27 protein-coding genes are annotated in these 23575 nt (G+C 73.4%); 2 read left to right on the plus strand and 25 right to left on the minus strand.

What is annotated here, in order from left to right:
* The first annotated feature begins 94 nt into the window (after positions 1-94).
* The gene (locus D2L64_RS12470; RefSeq protein ID WP_119575568.1) at positions 95-556 is read left to right on the plus strand and encodes a hypothetical protein; all 462 of its coding nucleotides are present in this window, start codon (positions 95-97) and stop codon (positions 554-556) included.
* A gap of 104 nt (positions 557-660) precedes the next feature.
* Here D2L64_RS12470 and hisF read toward each other — a convergent pair whose 3' ends face one another.
* The 8 genes from hisF to hisD are packed head-to-tail and all read right to left on the minus strand — an operon-like array spanning position 661 to position 6498.
* The gene (hisF, locus tag D2L64_RS12475) at positions 661-1428 is read right to left on the minus strand and encodes an imidazole glycerol phosphate synthase subunit HisF (protein WP_119575570.1); all 768 of its coding nucleotides are present in this window, start codon (positions 1426-1428) and stop codon (positions 661-663) included.
* A gap of 19 nt (positions 1429-1447) precedes the next feature.
* The gene (gene priA / locus D2L64_RS12480; protein ID WP_119575572.1) at positions 1448-2173 is read right to left on the minus strand and encodes a bifunctional 1-(5-phosphoribosyl)-5-((5-phosphoribosylamino)methylideneamino)imidazole-4-carboxamide isomerase/phosphoribosylanthranilate isomerase PriA; all 726 of its coding nucleotides are present in this window, start codon (positions 2171-2173) and stop codon (positions 1448-1450) included.
* A 19-nt stretch (positions 2174-2192) separates the two neighbouring features.
* On the minus strand, positions 2193-2513 hold the full coding sequence (locus D2L64_RS12485) for a hypothetical protein (protein ID WP_119575839.1): 321 nt from the start codon (positions 2511-2513) through the stop codon (positions 2193-2195).
* Between the two features lie 30 nt (positions 2514-2543).
* Positions 2544-3221, minus strand: a complete 678-nt coding sequence (hisH, locus tag D2L64_RS12490) for an imidazole glycerol phosphate synthase subunit HisH (RefSeq protein ID WP_119575574.1) — start codon at positions 3219-3221, stop codon at positions 2544-2546.
* Entirely contained in the window at positions 3218-3391 is a 174-nt protein-coding gene (locus D2L64_RS27555; protein WP_407663092.1) for a hypothetical protein, read from the minus strand. The genes hisH and D2L64_RS27555 overlap by 4 nt, the downstream gene beginning before the upstream one ends.
* Before the next feature lie 43 nt (positions 3392-3434).
* A complete protein-coding gene (hisB, locus tag D2L64_RS12500) occupies positions 3435-4046 on the minus strand; it encodes an imidazoleglycerol-phosphate dehydratase HisB (RefSeq protein WP_119575578.1) in 612 nt (203 codons plus the stop codon).
* The gene (locus D2L64_RS12505; RefSeq protein ID WP_119575580.1) at positions 4043-5164 is read right to left on the minus strand and encodes a histidinol-phosphate transaminase; all 1122 of its coding nucleotides are present in this window, start codon (positions 5162-5164) and stop codon (positions 4043-4045) included. Before D2L64_RS12505 ends, hisB begins: the two co-directional genes overlap by 4 nt.
* A 14-nt stretch (positions 5165-5178) precedes the next feature.
* Positions 5179-6498 carry a histidinol dehydrogenase gene (hisD, locus tag D2L64_RS12510; RefSeq protein ID WP_119575582.1) on the minus strand — a complete coding sequence of 440 codons (1320 nt, stop codon included), beginning with the start codon at positions 6496-6498 and terminating at the stop codon, positions 5179-5181.
* A 106-nt stretch (positions 6499-6604) separates the two neighbouring features.
* Here hisD and D2L64_RS12515 point away from each other — a divergent pair, with 106 nt between their 5' ends.
* Entirely contained in the window at positions 6605-7306 is a 702-nt protein-coding gene (locus tag D2L64_RS12515; protein WP_119575584.1) for an LON peptidase substrate-binding domain-containing protein, read from the plus strand.
* Here the strand turns inward: D2L64_RS12515 and D2L64_RS12520 are convergent.
* The 17 genes from D2L64_RS12520 to D2L64_RS12600 all read right to left on the minus strand — a co-directional run bounded on the left by D2L64_RS12520 (position 7218) and on the right by D2L64_RS12600 (position 23169).
* Positions 7218-8123, minus strand: a complete 906-nt coding sequence (locus tag D2L64_RS12520; RefSeq protein ID WP_325049905.1) for a DUF2567 domain-containing protein — start codon at positions 8121-8123, stop codon at positions 7218-7220. The genes D2L64_RS12515 and D2L64_RS12520 overlap by 89 nt on opposite strands.
* The gene (locus tag D2L64_RS12525) at positions 8120-9559 is read right to left on the minus strand and encodes an AAA family ATPase (protein WP_119575586.1); all 1440 of its coding nucleotides are present in this window, start codon (positions 9557-9559) and stop codon (positions 8120-8122) included. The genes D2L64_RS12520 and D2L64_RS12525 overlap by 4 nt, the downstream gene beginning before the upstream one ends.
* A 97-nt stretch (positions 9560-9656) precedes the next feature.
* A complete protein-coding gene (locus tag D2L64_RS12530) occupies positions 9657-10706 on the minus strand; it encodes a hypothetical protein (RefSeq protein WP_119575588.1) in 1050 nt (349 codons plus the stop codon).
* Between the two features lie 43 nt (positions 10707-10749).
* Positions 10750-11694: an RluA family pseudouridine synthase gene (locus D2L64_RS12535; RefSeq protein ID WP_119575590.1), complete on the minus strand. Its 945-nt coding sequence runs from the start codon at positions 11692-11694 to the stop codon at positions 10750-10752.
* The gene (locus D2L64_RS12540; protein WP_119575592.1) at positions 11691-12350 is read right to left on the minus strand and encodes a signal peptidase II; all 660 of its coding nucleotides are present in this window, start codon (positions 12348-12350) and stop codon (positions 11691-11693) included. The genes D2L64_RS12535 and D2L64_RS12540 overlap by 4 nt, the downstream gene beginning before the upstream one ends.
* A 68-nt stretch (positions 12351-12418) precedes the next feature.
* Entirely contained in the window at positions 12419-12838 is a 420-nt protein-coding gene (locus D2L64_RS12545; protein ID WP_119575594.1) for a TraR/DksA family transcriptional regulator, read from the minus strand.
* Between the two features lie 293 nt (positions 12839-13131).
* Positions 13132-13437, minus strand: coding sequence for a DUF167 domain-containing protein (locus D2L64_RS12550; protein WP_119575596.1), 306 nt, complete (start codon positions 13435-13437; stop codon positions 13132-13134).
* 9 nt (positions 13438-13446) lie between these two features.
* Positions 13447-13992 carry a hypothetical protein gene (locus D2L64_RS12555; protein WP_119575598.1) on the minus strand — a complete coding sequence of 182 codons (546 nt, stop codon included), beginning with the start codon at positions 13990-13992 and terminating at the stop codon, positions 13447-13449.
* A 68-nt stretch (positions 13993-14060) separates the two neighbouring features.
* Positions 14061-14861, minus strand: coding sequence for a DivIVA domain-containing protein (locus D2L64_RS12560; protein WP_119575600.1), 801 nt, complete (start codon positions 14859-14861; stop codon positions 14061-14063).
* A gap of 44 nt (positions 14862-14905) precedes the next feature.
* Complete coding sequence (locus D2L64_RS12565) at positions 14906-15211, minus strand: YggT family protein (RefSeq protein WP_092382392.1); 306 nt, start codon at positions 15209-15211, stop codon at positions 14906-14908.
* A gap of 29 nt (positions 15212-15240) precedes the next feature.
* On the minus strand, positions 15241-15933 hold the full coding sequence (locus D2L64_RS12570) for a cell division protein SepF (protein WP_119575602.1): 693 nt from the start codon (positions 15931-15933) through the stop codon (positions 15241-15243).
* A 194-nt stretch (positions 15934-16127) separates the two neighbouring features.
* Complete coding sequence (locus D2L64_RS12575; RefSeq protein ID WP_119575604.1) at positions 16128-16874, minus strand: YggS family pyridoxal phosphate-dependent enzyme; 747 nt, start codon at positions 16872-16874, stop codon at positions 16128-16130.
* Between the two features lie 9 nt (positions 16875-16883).
* Entirely contained in the window at positions 16884-17999 is a 1116-nt protein-coding gene (gene ftsZ / locus D2L64_RS12580) for a cell division protein FtsZ (protein WP_119575606.1), read from the minus strand.
* Between the two features lie 242 nt (positions 18000-18241).
* The gene (locus D2L64_RS12585) at positions 18242-19021 is read right to left on the minus strand and encodes a cell division protein FtsQ/DivIB (RefSeq protein ID WP_199714515.1); all 780 of its coding nucleotides are present in this window, start codon (positions 19019-19021) and stop codon (positions 18242-18244) included.
* A gap of 32 nt (positions 19022-19053) precedes the next feature.
* Positions 19054-20583: a UDP-N-acetylmuramate--L-alanine ligase gene (murC, locus tag D2L64_RS12590; protein ID WP_119575610.1), complete on the minus strand. Its 1530-nt coding sequence runs from the start codon at positions 20581-20583 to the stop codon at positions 19054-19056.
* Between the two features lie 58 nt (positions 20584-20641).
* Positions 20642-21751: an undecaprenyldiphospho-muramoylpentapeptide beta-N-acetylglucosaminyltransferase gene (murG, locus tag D2L64_RS12595; protein WP_119575612.1), complete on the minus strand. Its 1110-nt coding sequence runs from the start codon at positions 21749-21751 to the stop codon at positions 20642-20644.
* Entirely contained in the window at positions 21751-23169 is a 1419-nt protein-coding gene (locus tag D2L64_RS12600) for an FtsW/RodA/SpoVE family cell cycle protein (RefSeq protein ID WP_119575614.1), read from the minus strand. Before D2L64_RS12600 ends, murG begins: the two co-directional genes overlap by 1 nt.
* Positions 23170-23575: the final 406 nt, after the last annotated feature.

Raw genomic sequence — 23575 nt, forward strand, 5'->3', positions numbered from 1 at the left:
CGGACGCCAACCCATCGAGCCCACACCATCACGCAGCGCCACAGTGGGGTGGGCGGTGTTTTCATCTGGGTGGGTCGGACGGCAGAATCCTCACATGGGGGAGAACACCTGGCGTCGTACCGATGCATGGATCTTCGTCTCGCTGGTGATCGCCAGCGGCGCGGGTCGGCACCGACGGTCCCCGACCACCCGCCGCCCGGAGGGGGTACGCCTGGCCGACGTGCTCTCCACCGCCGACCACCTCGACCAGGCCATCCCGCAGCGCCACGACATCGAGGAGGCGATCCGGCGGTTGCTCGGTGCCGGCCTGGTCGACGTCGCCGACGGCTGGTTCCGGATCACCGCGGACGGCGAACGGCTCTGGCGGTCCCGGCCCAGCGCCGGGCTGGCCACCACCGTCGACACCGTGCAGAACGTGCTCGGGCGCCGACACACGCCGGGCAGCGCCGAATGGCACCTCGCCGAGGCCGAACACGCGGCCGCCGTGCAGGAGTACCTGGTGCGGTCCATCCCGATGCAGCGCCGCTCACCGGAGGACCGGCCCGGCCGCGCCTGAACCCGCCGGCCCGGAGCCTGCGGCCCGTCCGGGTGTGCCCTGCCGGCCCGGCCAGGCGCGACGGGATGCGCCCGGCGGCCCGCCGGGCGCGGGCCCCGGCGGAGTCAGCGGACCGGGTGACCCGCGCCCCGCAGCGCGTCCTTGACCTGCGCCACGGTCAACTCGCCGAAGTGGAAGACGCTGGCGGCCAGCACCGCGTCGGCGCCCGCTCCGATCGCCGGCGGGAAGTGACCCACCTCGCCCGCGCCACCGCTGGCCACCACGGGCACGTCGACCACCCGACGCACCGCCCCGATCAGTTCGAGGTCGAAGCCGACCTTCGTACCGTCGGCGTCCATTGAGTTCAACAGGATCTCGCCGGCGCCCAGCTCGGCGCCGCGACGCGCCCACCGCACCGCGTCCAGGCCGGTCCCCCGCCGGCCACCGTGGGTGGTGACCTCGAAGCCGCTCGGGGTGGTGCCGGCCGGGGCCCGCCGCACGTCCAGCGAGAGGACCAGCACCTGCCGGCCGAACCGTTCCGCGATCTCGGCCAACAGCTCGGGCCGGGCGATCGCCGCCGTGTTCACCCCGACCTTGTCGGCACCCGCCCGCAGCAGGGTGTCCACGTCGGCGACGGTACGCACCCCGCCGCCGACGGTCAGCGGGATGAACACCGACTCGGCGGTACGCCGGACCACGTCGAGCATGGTGCCCCGGTCACTGGACGACGCGGTGACGTCGAGAAAGGTCAACTCGTCCGCGCCGGCCCGGTCGTACGCCGCCGCCAGCTCCACCGGATCACCGGCGTCGCGCAGGTCGAGGAAGTTGACCCCCTTGACCACCCGCCCGGCGTCCACGTCGAGACAGGGGATCACCCGTACCGCCACCGTCATGCCGTCAGCCTATCGCCGCTCACGCCTCGGCCAGGACGGCCAGGGCCTGCGCCACGGTGAACGCCCCGGCGTAGAGCGCCTTGCCGGCGATCACGCCCTCCACCCCGATCGACTCCAGCGTGGCCAGCGCGCGCAGGTCGTCCAGGGTCGAGACGCCGCCGGAGGCGATCACCGGCGCGTCGGTACGGGCACACACGTCCCGCAGCAGGTCCAGGTTCGGCCCGCGCATGGTGCCGTCCTTGGTGATGTCGGTGAGCACGTACCGCGACGCCCCGGCCTTGTCCAGCCGCTCCAGCACCTCGTAGAGGTCGCCGCCATCCCGGGTCCAGCCGCGGGCCGCCAGGGTGCGCCCGCGTACGTCCAGGCCGATCGCGACCCGGTCGCCGTACTCACCACAGACCCGGTCGCACCACGCCGGATCCTCCAGCGCCGCGGTGCCGATGTTCACCCGGGCGGCGCCGGTGGCCAGCGCGGCCCGCAACGACGCGTCGTCGCGGATGCCACCGGACAACTCCACCCGCACGTCGAGCCGGCGCACCACCTCGGCGAGCAGTGCGGCGTTGGAACCCCGGCCGAACGCCGCGTCGAGATCCACCAGGTGGATCCACTCGGCGCCGTCACGCTGCCACGCCAGCGCGGCCTCCAGCGGGTCGCCGTAGGTGGTCTCGCTGCCCGCGGCGCCCTGCACGAGCCGGACGGCCTGGCCGTCGGCGACGTCCACGGCGGGCAACAGGGTGAGACTCACGTGTCTTTGTCCTCTCGATTCAGGAACGACGGTCCAGGGCGATCACCACGATCACCGGCAGTACCAGCAGCAACAGCACGACCAGCACGATGCGCAGCCCCAGGTCGGGTACGAGCACCCAGATCAGGGCCACCACCGCCAGGGTCAGCGCCACGATGGTGGCCCGCTCCCGCCGGGAGTACCGGCGTAGTCGCCCCGTGCGGCCCCGTCGGGTGGGCACCATCTTGCGGATCAACGCCCGCCGCCGGGCCCGGCGGGCGAGCGCGCGTTCCCGGGCCACCCGGCGACGGGCCGCCTCGGCCTCCCGGGCCGCCCGGCGCTGCGCCCGCTCCTTGCTCACCGCGACCTCCGGCACGCCCGGCCCGGGAACTCAACCATCGGCGGGCACCGTGGCCAACCAGTTGCGCAGCAACGCGGCCCCGGTGTCGGCGGACTTCTCGGGATGGAACTGGGCGGCGGACAGCACCCCACGTTCCACCGCGGCGACGAAGTCGGTCTCGTGGTGGGCGGTGGTCACCCGGGCCCCGGCCGAGGTCAGCGCGGCGGCGTCCCGTACCGCGTACGAGTGCACGAAGTAGAACCGGCTGTCGGCCGGCAACCCGGCGAACAGCACCGAACCCACCGGTGCCTGCACCGTGTTCCAGCCCATGTGCGGCAGCCGGGCGGCGGCCAGCCGGGTCACGCTGCCGGGCAGCAGACCCAGCCCCTTGGTGACCACGCCGTGCTCGTCACCGGACTCGAAGAGGATCTGCATGCCGACACAGATGCCCAGCACCGGCCGGCCGGCGGCGACCCGCCCGGCGATCACCGGGCCGGCGCCGAGCGCCTCGATGCCGGCCATGCAGGCGGCGAAGGCACCGACCCCGGGCACCACCAGACCGTCGGCGTCGGCCGCCGCGGCCAGGTCGTCGGTGACCAGCACGTCGGCACCGGCGGCGGCCAGCGCCCGCTGCGCGGAACGCAGGTTGCCCGAGCCGTAGTCGAGTACCACCACCCGGCGGCGCGGGCCTGCGTCGCCGGCCGGTCGGCCGGAGCGCCGATCGGTCACGAGCCCTCCCCGGGCAGCAGCCAGAGCACACCGGCGACGGTGGCCAGCACGGCAAGCAGCCCGGTGACGACCACCGCGCCGCGCGGCGCGCCCTGCCGGTGCAGGGAGAACGTCCCGCCGACCAACACCCCGGCGAAGATCAGCAGCAGCGTCGGCAGCACCCCGCTCACCGGCGCCACCCCCGCGCCACGCGCCCGGCGGCGCCCGCCGCCGTCACAGCGCGCCCTTGGTGCTGGGCACCACGCCGGCCGAACGCGGATCGATCGCGGTGGCCTCCCGCAACGCCCGGGAGACCGCCTTGAACTGCGCCTCCACCACGTGGTGCGCGTCCGGGTGGCCGCCCGGCCGGGCCGCCCGCAGCACGTCCACGTGCAGCGTGATCCGGGCCGCCTGACCGAAGGACTCCCAGATGTGCCGGGTCATGCTCGTCGGGTACACCGGCCCGATGTACGGGGCCAGCGGCGGCTCGTCGTGCAGCACATACGGCCGACCGGACAGGTCGACGGCGGCCCGGACCAGCACCTCGTCCATCGGTACCGTGGCCGAGCCGTACCGCCGGATGCCGGCCTTGTCCCCCAGCGCCTGGTCGAACGCGGCGCCCAGGGCCAGCGCGGTGTCCTCCATCGTGTGGTGGGCGTCGATCTCCAGGTCGCCGACCGTCTGCACGGTCAGGTCGAAGCCGCCGTGCCGGGCGATCTGGTGCAGCATGTGGTCGTAGAAGCCGACCCCGGTGCTGATCTCGGCCGCTCCGGCGCCGTCCAGGTCGATCTCGACCAGGACCTTCGTCTCCTTGGTGATCCGCTCCACCCGGGCGGTCCGGCTCATCGTGCGCTGCCTTTCGGTCGCGGCTGCGGGGCGGGCGGGCCCGCAAGCCGGGTCTTGTCCATCGCTGCCAGGAAGGCGTCGGTCTCGGCGGGGGTGCCCGCGGTCACCCGCAGCCAGCCGGGCAGGCCGACGTCGCGGACCAGCACCCCGTGGGCCAACATCGCCTGCCACGCCTCGGCCTGGTCACCGCCGACGGAGTACAGCACGAAGTTGGCGTCGCTGTCGGCCACCCGCAGGCCACGGCCACGCAGTTCGGTGACGATCCGGTCGCGCTGTTGCATGATCGCGGTAACCGTACCGAGCAGGACGTCGCGGTGCGCCAGCGCCGCCCGGGCCGCGGCCTGGGTGAGCGCGGAGAGGTGGTACGGCAGGCGGACCAGCTGCACCGCGGCCACCACGGCCGGATCGGCCGCCAGGTAGCCGAGCCGGCCACCGGCGAACCCGAACGCCTTGCTCATCGTGCGGGTCACCACCAGCCGCGGGTGCCCGGGCAGCACCGCCAGGGCACTGACCGTACCGGGCCGGGCGAACTCCGCGTACGCCTCGTCGACGACGACCATCCCGGGCGCGACGTCCAGCACGGCGGCGACGACCGCCGGGTCCAGCGCGGTGCCGGTCGGGTTGTTCGGTGAGCAGAGGAAGACCACGTCCGGGCGGTGCTCGCGGACCTGGGCCACCGCCTCGTCGGCGGTCAGGCCGAAGTCGACGTCGCGGCGGGCCGGCACCCACCGGGTGCCGGTGCCCAACGCCAGCAGCGGGTGCATCGAGTACGCCGGGGTGAAGCCGAGCGCGCTCCGCCCGGGCCCGCCGAACGCCTGCAACAGCTGCTGCTGGATCTCGTTGGAGCCGTTGGCCGCCCACACCCCGTCGACGGTGAGCCCGTGGCCGAGGTAGCCGGCCAGGTCGGCGCGGAGCGCCACGGCGTCCCGATCGGGGTAGCGGTTCAGGTCCCGCAACTCGGCCGCGACGGCCTTACCGATCGCCTCGACGACCGCCTCCGGCACCGGGTACGAGTTCTCGTTGGTGTTCAGCCGTACCGGCACGTCCAGCTGCGGCGCACCGTACGGCGACAGCCCGCGCAGGTCGTCGCGGATCGGCAGTTCCTCCAGGCCGGTCATGCTGTCCCCATGGTTCACGACACCCCCGGGAAGCGGGCGCTGACCGCCTGGCCGTGCGCCGGCAGGTCCTCGGCGCCGGCGAGGGTGACCACGTGCGGTGCCACCTCCCGCAGCGCCGCCTCGGTGTACTCCACCAGGTGGATGCCGCGCAGGAAGGACTGCACGGACAGGCCGGACGAGTGCCGGGCGCAGCCGCCGGTGGGCAGCACGTGGTTGGAACCGGCGCAGTAGTCACCCAGCGAGACCGGCGAGTACGCGCCCACGAAGATCGCCCCGGCGTTGCGTACCCGCATCGCCCAGTCCCGGGCGTCGACGGTCTGGATCTCCAGGTGCTCCGCCGCGTACGCGTCGACCACCCGCAGCCCGGCGGCCAGGTCGTCGACCAGCACGACCCCGCTCTGCGCGCCGCCCAGGGCGGTGCCGACCCGCTCGGCGTGCTTGGTGGCCGGCACCTGCCGGGCCAGCTCCCGGTCCACGGCGTCGGCCAGGGCCACCGACGGGGTGACCAGCACACTGGCGGCGAGCGGATCGTGCTCGGCCTGGCTGATCAGGTCGGCGGCGACGTGCACCGGGTCGGCGGTGTCGTCGGCCAGGATGGCGATCTCGGTCGGGCCGGCCTCGGCGTCGATGCCCACCACGCCGCGCAGCAGCCGCTTGGCGGCGGTGACCCAGATGTTGCCCGGGCCGGTGATCATGTCGACCGGCGCGCAGTGTGCGCTACCGGCGGCGTCGACGGCACAGCCGTAGGCCAGCATGGCCACGGCCTGGGCACCGCCGACGGCGTAGACCTCGTCGACCCCGAGCAACGCGCAGGCGGCCAGCACCCGCGGGTCGGGCAACCCGTCGTTGTCCCGCTGCGGCGGGCTGGCCACCACCAGCGACCGGACACCGGCCGCCTGGGCGGGCACCACGTTCATCACCACGGTCGACGGGTACATCGCCAGTCCGCCGGGGACGTAGAGGCCGACCCGGTCCACCGGAACCCAGCGCTCGGTGACCGTTCCGCCCGGCACCACCTGGGTGGTGTGGTCGGCGCGGCGCTGGTCGTCGTGGACCTTACGGGCCCGCGTGATCGACTCCAGCAACGCGGCGCGCACCTGCGGGTCGAGCGTCTCCTCGGCGGCGGCGATCGCCTCGACCGGTACCCGCAGCACCTCGGGCGCCACCCCGTCGAACCGCTCGCTGGCCTCGCGGACCGCCAGGTAACCATGCTCGCGCACCGCCGTCACGAGCGGACGGATCTGCTCGACGGCAACCGACACGTCGAGCTGGGCGCGGGGCAGCAGGTGGCGCGGATCGCTCGCGCCACCGCGCAGGTCGATGCGGTTCAACACGCCTGCGAGTCTAGGCGGCCCCGCGCGGCGCCGACCCGCGCCGCCCGCTGGCCGGGACGGTGAGGCAGGACACGCCGGGCGTGGCGGGTGCGGCTACGCTCGACCCGTGACCGTACGGCTGCCGGTGTTCCCGCTCGCCACGGTGCTCTTCCCCGGGCTGGTACTGCCGCTGCGCATCTTCGAGGAGCGCTACCGTGCCCTGGTCCGGGACCTGATGGAGCTACCCGAGGGCACGCCACGCGAGTTCGGCGTGGTCGCCATTCGCAGCGGCTGGGAGGTGGCGCCCGCCTCCGGCCGGATCGTCCCGGGCACCGGGGAGGTGACGCTGCACGAGGTGGGCTGCACGGCGGAGCTGCGGCAGGTCACCGAGCTGGCCGACGGGGGCTTCGACATCGTCACGGTCGGCCGGCGGCGGTTCCGGTTCGACCAGGTCGACCACCAGTCCACGCCGTACCTGACCGCCGAGGTGCGGTGGCTGCCGGAGCCGACCGGGCCGGACGAGACCGCCGACCTGCTGGCGGCCCGGGTGATCGCGGTCTTCCGGCAGTACCTCGGCCTGATCCGGGTCGAGACCGGGCAGCTGACCGAGCAGTTGCCGGAGGATCCGACCGTGCTCTCGCACCTGGTGGCGGCGACGGCGGCGCTGACCGTGGCGGACCGCCAGCGGCTGCTCGCCATCGACGACACGGCGGCCCGGCTGCGCGCCGAGCTGCACCTGCTCAACCGCGAGGCGGCTCTGTTGCGCCAGGTGCGGGCGGTTCCGGTGCCGTTGACGGAGTTGGCCACGACGCCACCGGCCCCGAACTGACACCGTCCGCCGACCCGCCCGGCGGACCCGGCCAGGACGTCGCGCCCGGCGCAGCCGGCCAGGACGTCGCGCCCGGCGCAGCCGGCCCGACCGGGAGGGCTCCGGCGGCGGGGCCCGGCCAGCCGGTGGGCTCCGGCTCGGGGCGCAGCGACGGCCACCGCGACCAACCGGCCAGCAGGGTGTACACCACGGCGGCGCCGAACGCGGGCAGCAGCAGGTTGCCGAACGGCACCGGCACTACCCCGAAGAGCAGTTCGATCCCGCCGGCCCGCAGGTCGGCCGGCTTGGTGAAGGCGGTGCCGTCCGGCAGGGTCGCCAGCATCCGCTCGTAGGTGCCCAGCCCGATCCGCCGCCCGAGCTGCCAGGCGACCACTGCGGCGGCGAGCGTCCCGGCCACCGTCACGACCAGCCCGACCGGCCCCCGCCGGGCGCGCAGCACGGCCCACACCGCGATCGCGGCGAGCACCCCGAAGCCGAGGCCGAGCAGGCTGAACCATCCGTCGGCGGCGATCGGCTGCTCCGGCTGCGGCTGGCCGTACACCGCGCCGGCCGCGGTCTTGACCACCGGCGTGGCCGGCGCGATCGCGGCCCAGAGCAGCCCCAGCGGCACACCGAGCAGAGTCAGCACCAGCAGGGGCGCCCCGGCCAGGGCCGCGGTACGGCCGGGACGGCGCGGCGGGCCGGCCGACACCGGCAGCTGGGTCGAAGCCGGCGGGTCAGTCGACGGTGCCGGTACGGGCGGTTCGGTGGCGGGCGTGTCCGGGCTCACCCGATGATCCTCCCAGTTGCCGGCGCGGGCCGTGCGGGGTGTGCTCACCTGGCGAAGGGCTCCAGCATCACCGAGGCCGCCCGTAGCCACGCCTGCCGGGTCTCGGCCTGGAGTTGGTGGTACTCGATCGAGGAACCAGTCTCCAGGGCCGGGTCGTACGGCACCACGGCCACCGCCCGGGTACGGGTGGCGAAGTGCCGTTCCAGGTCGTTCTGCAACGGCAGCCGTCCCGGCGTGGGACAGGAGATCAGGGTCACGGCGTTGTCGGCCAGCTCACCCATCCCCTCCTCGTGCAGCAGGTCGAGCATCCAGTCCGCGCTGAACGCGGCGTCCTCGCGCGGCACGGTGGTGACCACCAACTGGTCGGCCGCCTGCATCACGGTGCGCCAGTTCGGGCTCTCCACGTTGTTGCCGGTGTCCACACAGATCACGTCGTGGGTACGGCGGAGCAGTTCGAGCACCCGCTTGACGGTGAACTGGTCCAGCCGCTGGGCGAAGCGCGGGCTCTCCTCGCCGGCCAGCACGTCGTACGAGCCGTCGGAGGCGTGCCGGAGGTAGTCGTCCAGGATCTCCAGCAGGTCGTTGCCCTCGCGGATCTCGATCTGGACGAGATCGGCGACCAGATGGCGGATCGTCCGGGCGTGCCGGGCGCTGCCGGCCCGCAACCCCAGGGTGCCGCGCAGCTCGTTGTCGTCCCAGGCCAGTACGCCACGCCCGCGTACACTGCCGACGGTCGCCGCGGCCAGCACGGTGGCCGTGGTCTTGTGCACGCCGCCCTTCGGGTTGGCGAAGGCGACCACGCGCGGGCTGCCCAACTCCTTTCGGAGCACCGCGGCGGCCCGTTCCAGCTCGTTCTCCACGCCCTGGGCGCGCCACTCGATCCGCCCCGGGCGACCGGCCACCGCGGAGGCGGTCGGAGCGGGGGCGACCGGTGGTGGCGGTGGGGTCGTCGGGGCGCTCGGTGCCGGTGGGGCGGGCGGCTGGTAGCCGCCGTTGTCCAGCAGCGCGTACCGCGACTCCACCGGCGGCGCGGCGTGCCGGTAGCCGTTGTCCAGCAGGGTGTAGCGAGACTCCACCGGCTGCGGCCGACGCGGCTCCGGCACCGCGGGGTAGGCCGCCGGCTCCGCCGGGTATCCCGCCGGCTCCGGGGGGTAGGCCACCGGCTCCGTGGGGTATCCCGGCTGGGCGCGGTACGCCTGACTCGGGCGGCCGGGGTCGACCGGGTAGTTCGTCTCCGGGCGAGGCGCTGCCTCCCCGCCATAGGGGCGCTGCACCGGCGGCCCGACCGGCGCGACCCGTCCCGAGTAGCCGGAACCGCCGGGGCGCCGCGGCAGCGGCTCGGTAGGCGGCGGTGCCTCCTCGGCCTGCCGTTCGGTCGCGGGCTGCTCCGCGCCGCGACCGCCGAGGCGGGCTCGGTCGAGCAGCGCCCGCCATCGCGGTGCCGGTTCGGCGGGCCGTCCCCAACCGGTCTCGCTGCCGTCCACGGCTCGCCTCCCCAGCGCCTCGGTCTCCGTCTGACAGGCTACGAACGAAACCCTATTCAGGCCACACCGGGTCACCCACCGATGTGGCCGCAACCCGTCACGGTGTCGGGTCCGGTTCGCCCGCCAGGACGGCGTCTGCCGAGGTGGCCGGGGGCGCCGGCGGCGCGGAGGGCGACGTGGGCGGGGAACCCGCCGACGATGGTGACGAATCCGTCACGTCCGGTACGGCGGGCGTTCGGTTCTCCGGCGCCGGATCGGGAGCCGACGGCGACCAGGAGAGCGTCGGCGACGGTGTCGGCGAGCCACTGACGGCACCCGGCAGCGGCTCCGGCGCCGGATCGCGGTCGACCGGTGGCCGGGCCACGTCCCGCTGCTCGGGCAGCGGCGGGGTGAAGACCGTGCGTTCCAGTCGCCGCACCTCCGGGGCGGGGTCGACCACCCGCACGCCGGGCCGGGCCGCCACGCCCCGCAGCACCGCCGGCTCGGCGCGCACCACCAGCGCGTAGACGCAGGCACAGCCGGACCGGTAGGCGCTCGCCTCCGCCGCGGCGACCTGCGCGCCGCTGACGTACAACTGGCGCAGCTCGCGTTCCTGCGGCCCGCCGCCGCCCAGCGCGGCCGCCCGGGACCGGTAGTCGGCGGCCTCCCGGTCCTTGCGCTGCGCCAACGCGGCCATGCCGGCCGTCACGTCCTCGGGCAACCGCTGCGCCGGAATGCGGACGATCTCGGTCTGCCGGTCCGGCAGCGGCACCCGCCCGAAGACCACCGCCACCCCCACGTCGCCGACCACCGCGGCCAGCGACTGCGGGGTCAGGTACGCGGAGAGCGAGACCAGGGCGTACGTGCCCTCGGCCAGCGCCGTGGCGCCGGTCAACGCGGCCAGGTCCGCCGCCGCCGTCCGCTCGTAGCCGGGAATCGAGTCGCCGTCGGCGACCCCGACCCGGGTCACCTCCCCGACGGTGCGGTCGGACAGCGGCCCGCCGCCGGTGGCGAACACGGCGGTGGCCAGCACGGCGGCGCAGGACAGCACCGCCACCCAGCCGAGCAACGGGGTCCGCGCCGAGCCCTGGCCGAGCCGGGTCAGCACGGTGGCGAGGCGGGGCAGCAGACGCTGGTCCAGCTGCCGCAACAGATCGCCGGCGCGCACGGGCGGCCCCCTCGTCAGGTCGGTCGGGACGGGCAGGGCGCGTTCAGTCGCGGAGGATGTCCAGCGCGCGTCCCAGATCGTCAGGGTAGTCGCTGACGAAGCGGACCTCGTCCCCCGTACGGGGGTGCTGGAAACTCAACTCTCTGGCGTGCAACCACTGCCGGTCCAGTCGGAGCCGGGCGGCGAGAGTGGGATCCGCACCGTACGTCAGGTCACCCACGCAGGGGTGCCGCAGGGTGGAGAAGTGCACCCGGATCTGGTGGGTGCGGCCGGTCTCCAGCCGGACGTCGAGCAGGCTCGCCGACGGGAACGCCTCGAGGGTGTCGTAGTGGGTGATGCTCGGTTTGCCGTCGGAGACCACCGCCCACCGGTAGTCGTGGTGCGGATGCCGGTCGATCGGGGCGTCGACGGTGCCGCGCAACGGGTCGAGGTGCCCCTGCACCACCGCGTGGTACCGCTTCTCCACCTCGCGGTACTTGAAGGCCCGCTTCAGGAAGCTGTACGCCTGCTCGCTCTTGGCCACCACCATCACCCCGGTGGTGCCCACGTCGAGCCGGTGCACCACGCCCTGCCGCTCGGCGGCGCCGCTGGTGGCGATGGTGTGGCCGATCGCGGCCAGCCCGCCGATCACCGTCGGGCCGCGCCAGCCGGGGCTGGGGTGGGCGGCCACCCCGACCGGCTTGTCGACCACCACGATGTCGTCGTCGGCGTAGACCACCCGCAGCCCGGGCACCGCCTGCGGCACCACCGTCGGGGCGGCGGCCGGCGCGGGCAGCGTGACCTCCAGCCAGGAACCGGCCCGCACCTTGTGTGAGTTGGCCCGGACCGTGCCGTCGACCAGCGCGTCACCGGCGTCGACGAGGGCGGCGGCGGCGGTCCGGGACAGGCCGAACAGCCGGGCGACGGCCTGGTCCAGCCGCATCCCGTCGAGGCCGTCGGGTACGGGCAGGCTGCGGTGGTCGCCGCCGGCGGCGAAGGCGGTGGTCATGCGCGCTCCCGCCGTCCGCCGTCGGTGTCGGCGGCGTCCCCGGCGGTCTCCGCCGAACCCGCGGCGCCGCCCGCCGACTTCACACCCTTGCGGTCGTCGGCGACCAGCCGGGTGCCGTCGCGCTGACGGCCGGTGAACTCCAGCCCGATGGCCAGCACCACGCCGCAGACCAGGGCGCTGTCGGCCACGTTGAAGATCGGGAAGACCCGACCGTACGGGTCGAAGACGCTGATCATGTCCACCACGTGACCGACGAACCAGCCGGGTGCCCGGAAGATCCGGTCGATCAGGTTGCCCGTCACGCCGCCGACCACCAGGCCGAGCGAGATGGCCCAGGGCACCGAACGAAGCGTCCGGCCCATCCAGCCGATCCAGGCCAGCACCCCGATCGCGATCAGCGGGAAGATCCAGGTGTAGTCCTTGCCGAGGCTCCAGGCGGCCCCGCTGTTGCGGGTCAACGAGAGGTAGACCGCCCCGCCGAGCAGGCGCACCGGCTCGCGGTCGCTCAGCTCCACCAGCGCCAGGTGCTTGGTGAGCACGTCGACGATCACCGCGAACGCCGCGAGCCCGAGCAGAATCGTCGCGGGCCTACGCCGCGACGTCGGGACGGTGCCCGACTCGGTGGTGCCGGATCCAGCGGGCGGTGCTGCGTTCATCTGCTCCCCATCGACCTATCGCGGCGGTGCGGTCGCACCGCCGCGCACCGGTGCCGGGGAGCGTGCCGTCAGCGCCGCTCCTCCAGCTGTTTGCAGGTCACGCAGAGGGTGGCCGACGGGAAGGCGGCCAGCCGCTCCACCGGGATGGGGTTGCCGCACCGCGCGCACCAGCCGTAACCACCCTCGTCGAGGCGTTCCAGGGCCCGCTCGACCTGCGTGATCCGTTCCAGAATGCTGTTGGCGAGGGAGATCTCCTGCTCCCGCTCGAGCGTCTTGGTGCCGGTGTCGGCCTGGTCGTCCCCGGCCGAGTCGGTCAGCCGATCGCGCTGCAGCTCGGTGATCTCGCTCAGCGTCTGATCGTACTCGGCGCGCAACTCGTCATGCCGCGCCGCCAGGGCGGCGCGGATCTTCTCGGTCTCCGCGGCACTGCGGGTGGACTTCATCGCCGGTTTGCGGCCTGCGGTCCTGGTGTCGGCTGGCTTCGCCATCGTCGCTCCCTCGGCCACGGAGCCGCGGTGTCCCGCGGCGCCTGGACAGGGGCCGCCAGCATCGGCCGCCCCGGTACAAAACGGGCGCGCGACCAGCTGGCCGCGCACTCCGGAGGTTGGCAAGGATACGGAACGTACAGGCGTCCGACAACGTGCCGCACCGGAACACCCGTTCCACCCCGACTCATGCCAGATCAGGGCAAAGGGAACGCTAGCAGATCGGATGGTGCCGTCCGGGCGTACGCGCAAAGCCGCCACAGTGGATACGCCGACCGGCGCACCCCGTCGACCGGTCAAGCGACCGGTGCGGCACCGTCGCGGAGGCGACCCAGCCGCGCGGCCGACTCCGGGCCGGCGGGGGCCACCAGGAAGAGCTTGTCGCGGCTCGCCGCACCGGTACGCAGGGACACCGAGGCCGGGCGGACACCGAGCGCACCGGCCAGAGCGCGCCGGGCCGCCTCGGTGGCGCGACCGTCGACCGCGGGAGCGTTGACCGCGATCACCAGCGCGGGCCCGTGCGGGCCGTCGTACCGGCCACCCACCCGGGCCCGGGACGCCCCGGGCTTGACCCGGACGGCGACCGTGAGAACGTCGGCCATCGGAACCGCTCAGCGCAGTCCGGATTGCGACAGCAAAGTGGTGCCCGGCGTGCAGTGGGCACACGGGCTGAAGCCGAGTTCGACCGCCTCGGCGGCCCGCAACGGCTCGTGTTCCCGGCCGACCAGGTGCGGGCACTCCACGAGGTGGAACCGGGGCCGCCCGTCGACGACCCGGACCTCGTCCGACAACTGCGCCAGTCGGACAGCCTGCTCCGGCGTGATCTCCTGGGCGGCAGGCTCGTCGTCGTACGCCTCGGCCGCGCCGTCACCGGCCTCGGGCCCGACCGGCGGTCCGGGTGGTTGCCGCCACCCGGAATCGCCGCTGGCCGTGGTCGGTGGGATGTGCTGTGCCGGGATGCCGGAGTCCGACGCGGCCGTCTCGCGCGACGCCGAAGCCCGGCCGGCGGCCGCCTGGCGGGCGCCCACGACCAGCGCGACGGCGGCCAACAGGCTCGCCCCGATGGAGACGACCAGCAGCGGGCTGGAACCACCCGCCAGGCCGAACACCAGCAGTACCGCCGCGACGAGGATGAGCGCGAGACTTACGACTATCACGGCTCACCCCCGTCGCGTCGTACCGATGAGGCATCGTGCGCGGACCACCGGAATGGTCACGCCGTGGTTCAGCGACCGGCCTCGAGCGCGCCGGAGCGGCCCCCACCGAAGGAACCGGCGAGACCGGCGGCGGCCAGTCCGTTGCCGGCGGCCCGGGTGCCGTCACCGCGGGTCATCTCGGCCTCCAGGCCCTGGCCACGACCGTCGAGGTCGCGCAGCTGACTCTCCAGGTACGCCTTGAGCCGGGTGCGGTACTCCCGCTCGAACTGCTTGAGCTCCTCGATGTGCTTCGACAGCGCCGTGCGCTTGGCGTCCAGGCCGCCCATGGCCTCCTGGTGACGCTGCCGGGCGTCGCGCTCCAGCGCGTCGGCCTTGGCGCGCGCCTCGCGGGTGACCTCCTCGGCCTTGGAACGGGCCTCGGAGAGCAGCTGGTCGGCCTCGCGGCGGGCGTCGGAGACGTGGTCGTCCGCGGTCCGCTGGGCCATCATCAGCACCCGCAGTGCCTGCTGCTCGCCGTCGCCGCCCGGCACGACACCGCCACCGGCGGTCCGCACCTGCTCCAGCTCGGCCTGCATGGCGCGGGCGGCCTGCTCGGCGGCGGCCTTGTCGCGCTGCACCCGGTCGAGCTGGGTCTTGACGTCGTTGAGCTCGGCGGCCAGGCGGGCGTCGCCGCCGGGACCGGCGGGGGCACCGCCCCGCCCACCGCGCTCCACCTGGGCGCGCAGTTCGTTGTTCTCCTCGATCAGACGGGCGAGTTCGCGCTCGACCTCGTCCAGGAAGGCGTCGACCTCCTCCTCGTCGTAGCCCCGCTTGCCGATCGGCGGCTTCTTGAAGGCGACGTTGTGGACGTCGGCCGGGGTCAGCGGCATCGAAACTCCTCGGGTCAGTTGCGGCCGCGATAGCGCGTCGGTCATCAGGCGGTCCTGATGATCGCCGGCTCTAACACAAACCTCATCAGCACGAACAGGATAACCAGGAGCACAAGGGAGGCCAGGTCGATGCTCACGGTACCAATTCGCAGCGGAGGGATCACACGCCTCAACGCCCAGAGCGGGGGATCAGTGACGCTCCACACGGATTCCAGTCCGGCCGATGCTCCGCGACCAGGTTGCCAGCGCCGGCCGTACTGCAACACCGCACTCAGTACGAAACGGGCCAGAAGAATGATCAAGAAGACATAAGTGATCAGGTAGAGCACCTGAAACAAGATCGACAACACGGCAGGCGACGTCCCTCGGTTCGGGCGGGTCAACTCAGACTGAAGAACCCACCCTCAGCGATCTTGGCCTTGTCCTCCGCGGTGACCTGGACATTGGCCGGCGAGAGCAGGAACACCCGGTTGGTCACGCGCTCGATCGTACCGCGCAGTCCGAACGCCAGCCCGGCGGCGAAGTCCACCAGACGGCGGGCATCCGCCTCGTCCATCTCGGTGAGGTTGATGATCACAGGAACGCCGTCGCGGAAGTGCTCGCCGATGGTGCGGGCCTCCCGGTAGGTGGTCGGGTGCAGCGTGGTGATCTGGTAGCGCTGCTCCTCCTCGGGCAGCACCACCCGCTCCCGGGGCTGCACCTGCGGCGCCAGGGCGAGGTTGTCGCGGGTGTGGTAGGTCAGCGCACCGGACGGGTCGGCGTTCGACCGGGTGATCGACCGGACGCTCGACCGCTCGGCCCGCTCCGGACGCTCGGACTCAAGCCGCTCGGAGTCGCCGAGCCGGCCACCGGCACGCTCGCTCAACCGACCACGGTCACCGAGCCGTGGACGAGGCGCAGGCGGCTCGTCCACCTCCTCGTCCGCCTCGTCGGCGAACTCCTCGGCATACCGGCTCTGCCGATAGCGCGACTCCCGGTAGCCACCCTTGTCGTAGCCACCGTCGTCGTAGGCCCGCTCGTCGTCCTCTTCGACCAGTCCGAGCCAGACCCCCGCCTTGCGCAGTGCACCCATCCCCGCGCCCTTCCCGTCCGCCGTGCGGCACACGCCCCCGCCGTGTCGCCTGTCGCGAGTGGACCATTCCTGCCCACCGGACCGGAACGGCAATCCCCTGACGCGCAATTCGCGTTGCGCGTCACGCCCCCCGGTCGCCGGGAAGGCCGCCCCCACAAACAACACTGATGTAATTTGCTTCCCTCGCGGTCAGGCTACCGCAGCGTGGGACGCATTCCGAGCAACGCGCTGCCGACGCGGACATGTGTCGCGCCGTGTTCGATCGCCGCCTCCAGGTCACCGCTCATCCCCGCGGAGAGCACGGTGGCCTGCGGATGCTCGACTCGCACCGCCGCGGCGAACGCGGCCAGCCGCTCGAAGGCCCGCGCCGGCTCCCAGCCCAGCGGCGCCACCCCCATCAGGCCGGCCAGCCGAAGCCCCGGCGCGGCGGCCACCGCGGCGGCCACCGGACCGAGACCGAGATCCGGATCCGCCGAGCCCGGCACCGCGCCGCCCCGGCTCGGATCACCGTCGATGCTGACCTGCACCAACACGTCCAACGGCCGATCCCGGGCAGCGGTCGCGGCCACGTCCAGCGCGGACGCCAGCCGCACGCTGTCGACCGACTGGACCACATCGGCGTACCGGACCACCGACTTCACCTTGTTGCGCTGCAGCCGGCCGACGAAGTGCCAGCGTGGGCCGGCCCCGGCGGCGGCGACCTCGGTGGCCTTGGCCGCCGCCTCCTGGTCGCGGTTCTCCCCCACGTCGGTCACCCCCAGGCCCGCCAACGCGATCACGTCGGCAGCCGGGTAGGTCTTGGTCACCGCGATCAAGGTCACCTCGGTCCGGTCACGACCGGCCGCGGCGCAGGCGTCGGCGATCCGGGCACGCACCCGGGCCAGCCCGGCGGCGAGTTCGGCACGTCGGTCGGGGCGCACCAGGGCGGGGCTGTCGGTCATGGCCGGTGTTCAGGACCCGTTCTTGAGAAAGTCGGGCACGTCGACATCGTCGAAGAGCACCCGACGCGGTGACTGCGGGGCGACCGGCGGGGCCGGCGACGGCACGACCGGCGTACTGGGCTGGGCGGGTTGGTTCTGGTTGGTCTTACGGGCCGGCTCGGCCGCCTTGTAGGCCGGCGTACCGCCATCGAAGCCGGCGGCGATCACGGTCACCCGGACCTCGTCGCCCAGCGCGTCGTCGATCACCGCACCGAAGATGATGTTGGCATCCGGGTGGGCCGCGTCGGTGACCAGCTGCGCGGCATCGTTGATCTCGAACAGGCCCAGGTCCGAGCCGCCGGCGATGGAGAGCAGCACGCCTCGGGCGCCGTCCATGCTCTGCTCCAGCAGCGGGCTGGAGATGGCCGCCTCGGCCGCCTCCACGGCCCGGTTCTCGCCCCGGGCGCTGCCGATCCCCATCAGGGCGCTGCCCGCGCCACTCATCACGCTCTTGACGTCGGCGAAGTCCAGGTTGATCAGACCCGGCGTGGTGATCAGGTCGGTGATGCCCTGGACACCGGAGAGGAGCACCTGGTCGGCGGTGCGGAAGGCGTCCATCATGCTGATGTTGCGGTCACCGAGCGCCAACAGCCGGTCGTTGGGGATCACGATCAGGGTGTCGCACTGGTTGCGCAGCTCGTCGATGCCCGCCTCGGCCTGCACCTGCCGGCGCTTGCCCTCGAAGGAGAACGGCCGGGTCACCACGCCGATGGTCAGCGCGCCCAGCTTACGGGCGATGTTGGCCACCACGGGTGCACCGCCGGTGCCGGTGCCGCCGCCCTCGCCGCAGGTCACGAAGACCATGTCGGCGCCCTTGAGCACCTCTTCGATCTCGTCGCGGTGATCCTCGGCGGCGTTCTTGCCGACGTCCGGGTTGGCACCGGCGCCCAACCCCCGGGTCAGTTCGCGGCCCACGTCGAGCTTGACGTCGGCGTCGCTCATCAACAACGCCTGCGCGTCCGTGTTGATCGCGATGAACTCGACGCCCTTGAGCCCAACCTCGATCATCCGGTTGACGGCGTTGACGCCGCCGCCCCCGATGCCGACGACCTTGATGACCGCCAGGTAGTTGTGCGGAGGTGTCATCTCCGGTCCTTTCCCTTCGAGATTGGCTACTCCCCGACCGGCTACGGTGCGGCCAGACCAGCGGTCGACGCAGCTGTCACCAGCGAGGCCGAGGGGTAAACCCTCACCCTCTACTAGAGGGTTACAGTTATGTCAACCACTGATCCTCTTCCGGGCAACGTAAGCGCACCCGAGCGATGAGCCAAGGACCTGCTCGGCGTGTCGCCGGTCGAGCGCCACGGTTCACAACCCTGACCGGTCGCTCACCGGAAGGTGACCACGTCCGGCGCGCTGACGTCGATCCGGATGGCGTCCTGGTCGAGCAGGGCGGTGGTCACCCGCGCCTTGTCCGCCCCGCGGGTCGCGTCCCCCCAGAACACGGTCAGGTCACCGCGTAGCCGCAGGCTGATCCGGGCCAGCCCCTCGACCGTCAGCTCCACCAGGTCAGCGCGCAGTTGCGGGGTCAGCGCGGCGAGCACCTCCAGCCCCGCCCGGGTCGCCGGATCGTCTGGACCGGGCTCGGCCAACCGGACCAGCGGCAGGCCGTCCGGGCGCTGCGGCACCGTCCGGAACGCCACCCCGGCGGCGTCGATCACGACGAACTGCTCCCCGCTGGGCACCGCCGCCACACCGGTACGTTCGGTCAGCCGCACGACCAGCGCGTCCGGCCAGTCCCGCTGCACCGACACCCGCTCCACCGGCGCCAGGGCACCGATCCGCCCGGCCAACTCGGCCAGGTCGACCCGGGCCAGCGGGGCGTTGTCGGGCACCCCGGCGGCCGTGCGCACCTGCACGGCCGTCACCAACTCGGCGCCCTCCACCCGGACCTCCCGCACCCCGAACAGGCCGGTACCGAGCAGCACCCAGGCCACCAGCCCGGCCAGGGCGGACACGCCGCCGACCACCGCCCAGGGCAGCGCCGCGCGCATCCGGCGACGTCGGGCCCGGGCCATGAACCGCCGGGTCGAGGCGGGCACCGCGTCGCGTCCGGCGCGGACCAGCTGCCAGCGCCGGACCGGACGGCGCCCCCCGCCGCCGTCCACTCCCGTGCCGCGCCCGCGGGCCGGGCCGGGACTCATTCCGCCACGGGTGCCGGGCCGTCCACACCGACGCCGGGAACCGTCCCGCCGACGCCCGGAACCGTCCCGGTGATGCCGGCCGCGACGGTACCCACCGGTGCCTGCGGATCGACCGGACGCGCGGCCAACGCGGCCAGCAGCTCGTCGCCCAGCAACGAGATCGGCGGTGCGCCCATCGTCACCACGACGTCGCCGGGACGGGCCCGGCGAGCCACCTCCGCCGGGGCATCGTCGCCGGAGTCGACGAAGACCTTCCGCTCCGCCGGCAGCCGCACCGCCTCGATCAGCGCCGCCGACCCCTCCCCCGGGCCCCGCTGCTCGCCCGGCCCGAAGACCTCCAGCAACACCAGTTCGTCGGCGATCGCCAACGCCTCGGCGATCTCCTCCTGCAGATCCCGGGTCCGGTAGAGCCGATAGGGCTGGAAGACGACGATCAACCGCCCCTCCCCGGCTACCTCCCGCAACGTCCGCAGGGCCAGGGTCATCGAGGTCGGGTGGTAGGCGTACTCGTCGTAGACGAGGACCCCGTCGACCACGCCCTTGCGCTCGAAGCGCCGACGCACGCCGGGGAACGACGCCAGCGCCGCCTCCGCCGCCGCCAACGGCAGCCCGAGCAGGTACGCGGCCAGCACCGCCGACGCGCTGTTGAGCCCCATGTGCCGGCCCGGCACCGGCAACCGGAACTCGCCCAGCGCCTGGCCGTCGACGTGCGCCAGATAGCGCACCCCCTGCGCCGAGGAGGCCATCTCACTCAACCGCAGATCGGCGTCGGCCGCCTCGCCGTAGGTGTACACGCGGCGCCCCTCGGCCCGCAGCGTCGCGGCCAGCCGCTGCCCGCCCGGATCGTCCGCGCAGGTGATGATGAAGCCCGCCGGGTCGGTGAGCCGGGCGAACTCGGCGAAGGTGGCCTCCAGGTTCGCCAGGTCGCCGTAGGTGTTCAGGTGGTCCGCCTCGACGTTGGTGACGATCGAGACGAACGGACGGTAGATCAGGAAGGACCGGTCGCTCTCGTCCGCCTCCACCACGAAGTACTCACCGGTGCCGTGGTGCGCCCCCGAACCGCCCTCGGAGATCTCCCCACCGATCACGAAGGACGGATCCGTACCGGCCCGCTGCAGCACCATGGTGACCATCGAGGTGGTGGTGGTCTTGCCGTGCGTACCGGCCACCGCCACCGTGCGGCGACCGGTCATCGCCGCCGCCAGGGCCTCCGACCGGTGCAACACCCGCAGGCCACGCGCCCGCGCCTCGACCATCTCCAGGTGGTCCGCGGGAATGGCCGAGGAATACACCACCGTGTCGACACCGTCGAGATTGGTCGCCTCGTGGGTCATGTGGATCGTGCCGCCGAGCGCCCGCAGACCGGCCAGCGACGGCCACTCACGCAGCTCGCTGCCGGAGACCGGCAACCCCCGGGTGAGGAAGAGCCGGGCCAGTCCACTCATCCCGACCCCACCCACCCCGATCAGGTGGATGTGGCCCAGATCCTCGGCGGTCAACGTACCGGCCGGACTGAACGTTCTCATCGGGGCCAACCTTTCGTTCGCGACTGCGGGGCTCGCAAACCCGGCTCACTCCTCGCGCTCATTGGGAAGCCACCGCCTCGTAGACGAAGTTGAGCAGGGCCTCGTCGCCGTCGCGCCGGCCGTAGCCGGCGGCGGCGGCGCCCATCGTGTGCAGTCGCTGCGGGTCGCGGATCAGCGGGATCACCGTGCGTTCGAGCCAGTCCGGGGTCAGCTCGGCGTCGTCGACCAGCAGCCCGCCGCCGGCCTCGACCACCGGCAGTGCGTTGCGCTTCTGCTCCTGGTTACTGTGCGGGTACGGCACGTAGATGGTCGGCAGGCCGATCGCGGCCACCTCCGCGCAGGTCATCGCGCCACCCCGGCCGAGCATCAGATCCGCGGCTGCGTAACCGGCGTCCATGTCGGACAGGTACGGCAGGGTCACGTACGGCACCGGCAGGTCGCTGGGGATCGGCACCGGCTCGTTGCGGGCCCCCATCACGTGCAGCACCTGGATGCCGTTGCGGGCCAGTTCCTTCGCGGCACCGGCCACCGCGAGATTGATCGACCGGGCACCCTGCGAACCGCCCGCGACGAAGAGCACCGGCAGGTCCGGGCGGAGCCCGAAGTGGGCGCGGGCGGCGTTGCGCATGGCGGCCCGGTCCAGTCCGGCGATGTTGCGCCGCAGCGGTACGCCGACCACCCGCGCGTCGCGCAGCGCCTCGGCCTGCGCGGGCTGGTGCGGGAAGCCCACCGCCACGTGCTTGGTGAACCGCATGCCCAGCCGGTTGGCCACCCCCGGCGGGACGTTCACCTCGTGGATCACGATCGGCAACTCCCGGCGCCAGGCGGCCAGGTAGGCCGGCACCGAGACGTACCCGCCGAAGCCGACCACCACGTCGGCGCGTACCTCCTCGATGACCTTGCCCGCGGCGCGGGCCGCGGTCCACATCCGACCCGGGGTACGGACCAGGTTCATGTTGATCGAGCGGGGCAGCTGGTACGCCGGGATGTTGCGCAGGTCGTAGCCGGCCGGCGGGATCAGCTCGTTCTCCAGGCCCTTCGGCGTGCCGAGACAGGTGATCTGGACGCCGGGGTCGTGTCGGCGCAGGCAGTCGGCGAAGGCGAGCAGGGGATAGATGTGCCCCCCGGTGCCGCCTCCTGCGAGCACCACCGAACGCAGCGGACCCATCAACGTCTCCTCTCGTCCGCCGCCCCGCCGCGGCCCCGGCCCTGCCGGGTGCCACGCGGTACGGCCTGGTCGTCCCCGCGCCGCTTGCGAGCCCGGGGCACGGTTCCCCGGGCGGCCGGCGGTGGCGTCGCACGGCGACGCCGGCCGGGAAGCGGCGGCAACGGAGCCCACACTAGTCGGACCCACTGGGCCGGCGGACGGGCATGCAGGGCCCGGGCCGCGTCGGGTTCCGCGCGGGCGAACGAGGCCAGCATGCCGACCGCGGCGAGGGTCACGACCAGGGCGGAGCCGCCGACCGAGATGAACGGCAGCGGTACGCCGGTCAGCGGCAGCAGACCGATCACGCCGCCGATGTTGATGAAGGCCTGGCCGATCAGCCATGCGGTGGCGCCCGCCGCGGCCAGCCGGCGGAACGGGTCGTCCACCCGGCGGGCGATGCGCAGGCCGGTGTAGGCGAGTACGGCGAAGAGACTGACCACCACCACGCAGCCGACCACGCCGAGCTCCTCGGCGATCACCGCGAAGATGAAGTCGTTCTCGGCCGCCGGCAGCCAGGCCCACTTGCTGCGCCCCTGGCCCAGCCCGGTACCGAACCAGCCACCGTTGGCGATGGCGTAGCGGGCCTGCACCATCTGGTAGCAGAGCTGCTCCCGGCACTGCTCCAGCGGCGGCGGGCTGACGAACATGGTCAGTCGTTGCAGCCGGTAGTTCTCCTCGCCCCGGACCCCGGAGCCGGCGCCGAGCGAGGCCACCGCGACCAGCAGACCGATGCCGGCCAGGCCGATCGCGCTGAGCGTGGCGAAGACCCGCAGCCGCACCCCTGCCGCCCAGAGCAGGCCGACCACCAGGGCCAGCAGGCAGAGCATGCTGCCCAGGTCGTTGTAGCCGACCAGGACGAACAGCAGACCCACCACCGGGAACAGCGGAGCGGCCAGTTCCCGCCACCAACCCAGCGCCGCACCCTTGCGGGCCAGCACGTACGCCCCCCACAACACGAGCGCGAACTTCGCCACCTCCGAGGGCTGTAGTCCGACACTACCGACGTACAGCCCGAGCAGCTCGGCCTCCAGCGGCCCGATCCGCGCCGGTGCGCCGGTCAACCGCCCGTACGCCACCAACAGGTTCAGCAGCACCAGCAGCCCCACCGCGACGGCCAGCGTGGGTCGACCGAGCGCCCGGTAGGTGCTGGCCGGCAGCCGCTGGCACGCCCAGAACGCCACGATGCCGATCACCGCGAAGATCGCCTGTTTGGTCAGCGATGCGGAGGCGTTGCCACCCGCGGCGTAGTCGCGCACGCTGGTGGCCGAGAAGACCATGGTCAGGCCGATCAGCAGGAGCAGCCCCGAGCTGGCCAACAGCAGGTGGTACGAGGCCAGTGGCCGGGCCAGCAGGCCGCGCAGCGCGGCCAGCCCGCCCATCGCGTCCAGCCCACGCCAGGGACCCCCGTCGGCGCCCGCAGCGGCGGTACCCGTCCCGGCCGAGCGCGTGGCGCCCGACCCCGCCGGTCGCGGCGCGTCCTCGCCCCGTACCGCGGTGCCCGTTCGCCCTGTCTCGGCCGTTCCCGCGGCCCGCGTCGCCCCACCGGACCGGCGGCCGCCCGTCTCGTCGCCGTTGTCGCCTCGCGCCTCCCCCACAGCGCCATCATCGCCGCTGTCGGCACCCGACACCCCCGGTATCCCCCACTCGGCGTGTCGCACTTGCCATCCCCACCCCCACCCACCCCTGCCCCTGCCCGCCGCCCGCCGCCCGCCGCCGTTGATCATGAAGTTGTTGTCACGACACGCCGGGCGGGGTGACAACAGCTTCATGATCAACGGTGGCGGG

This window comes from Micromonospora radicis (assembly GCF_003583405.1).
Classification (GTDB): Bacteria; Actinomycetota; Actinomycetes; order Mycobacteriales; family Micromonosporaceae; genus Micromonospora; species Micromonospora radicis.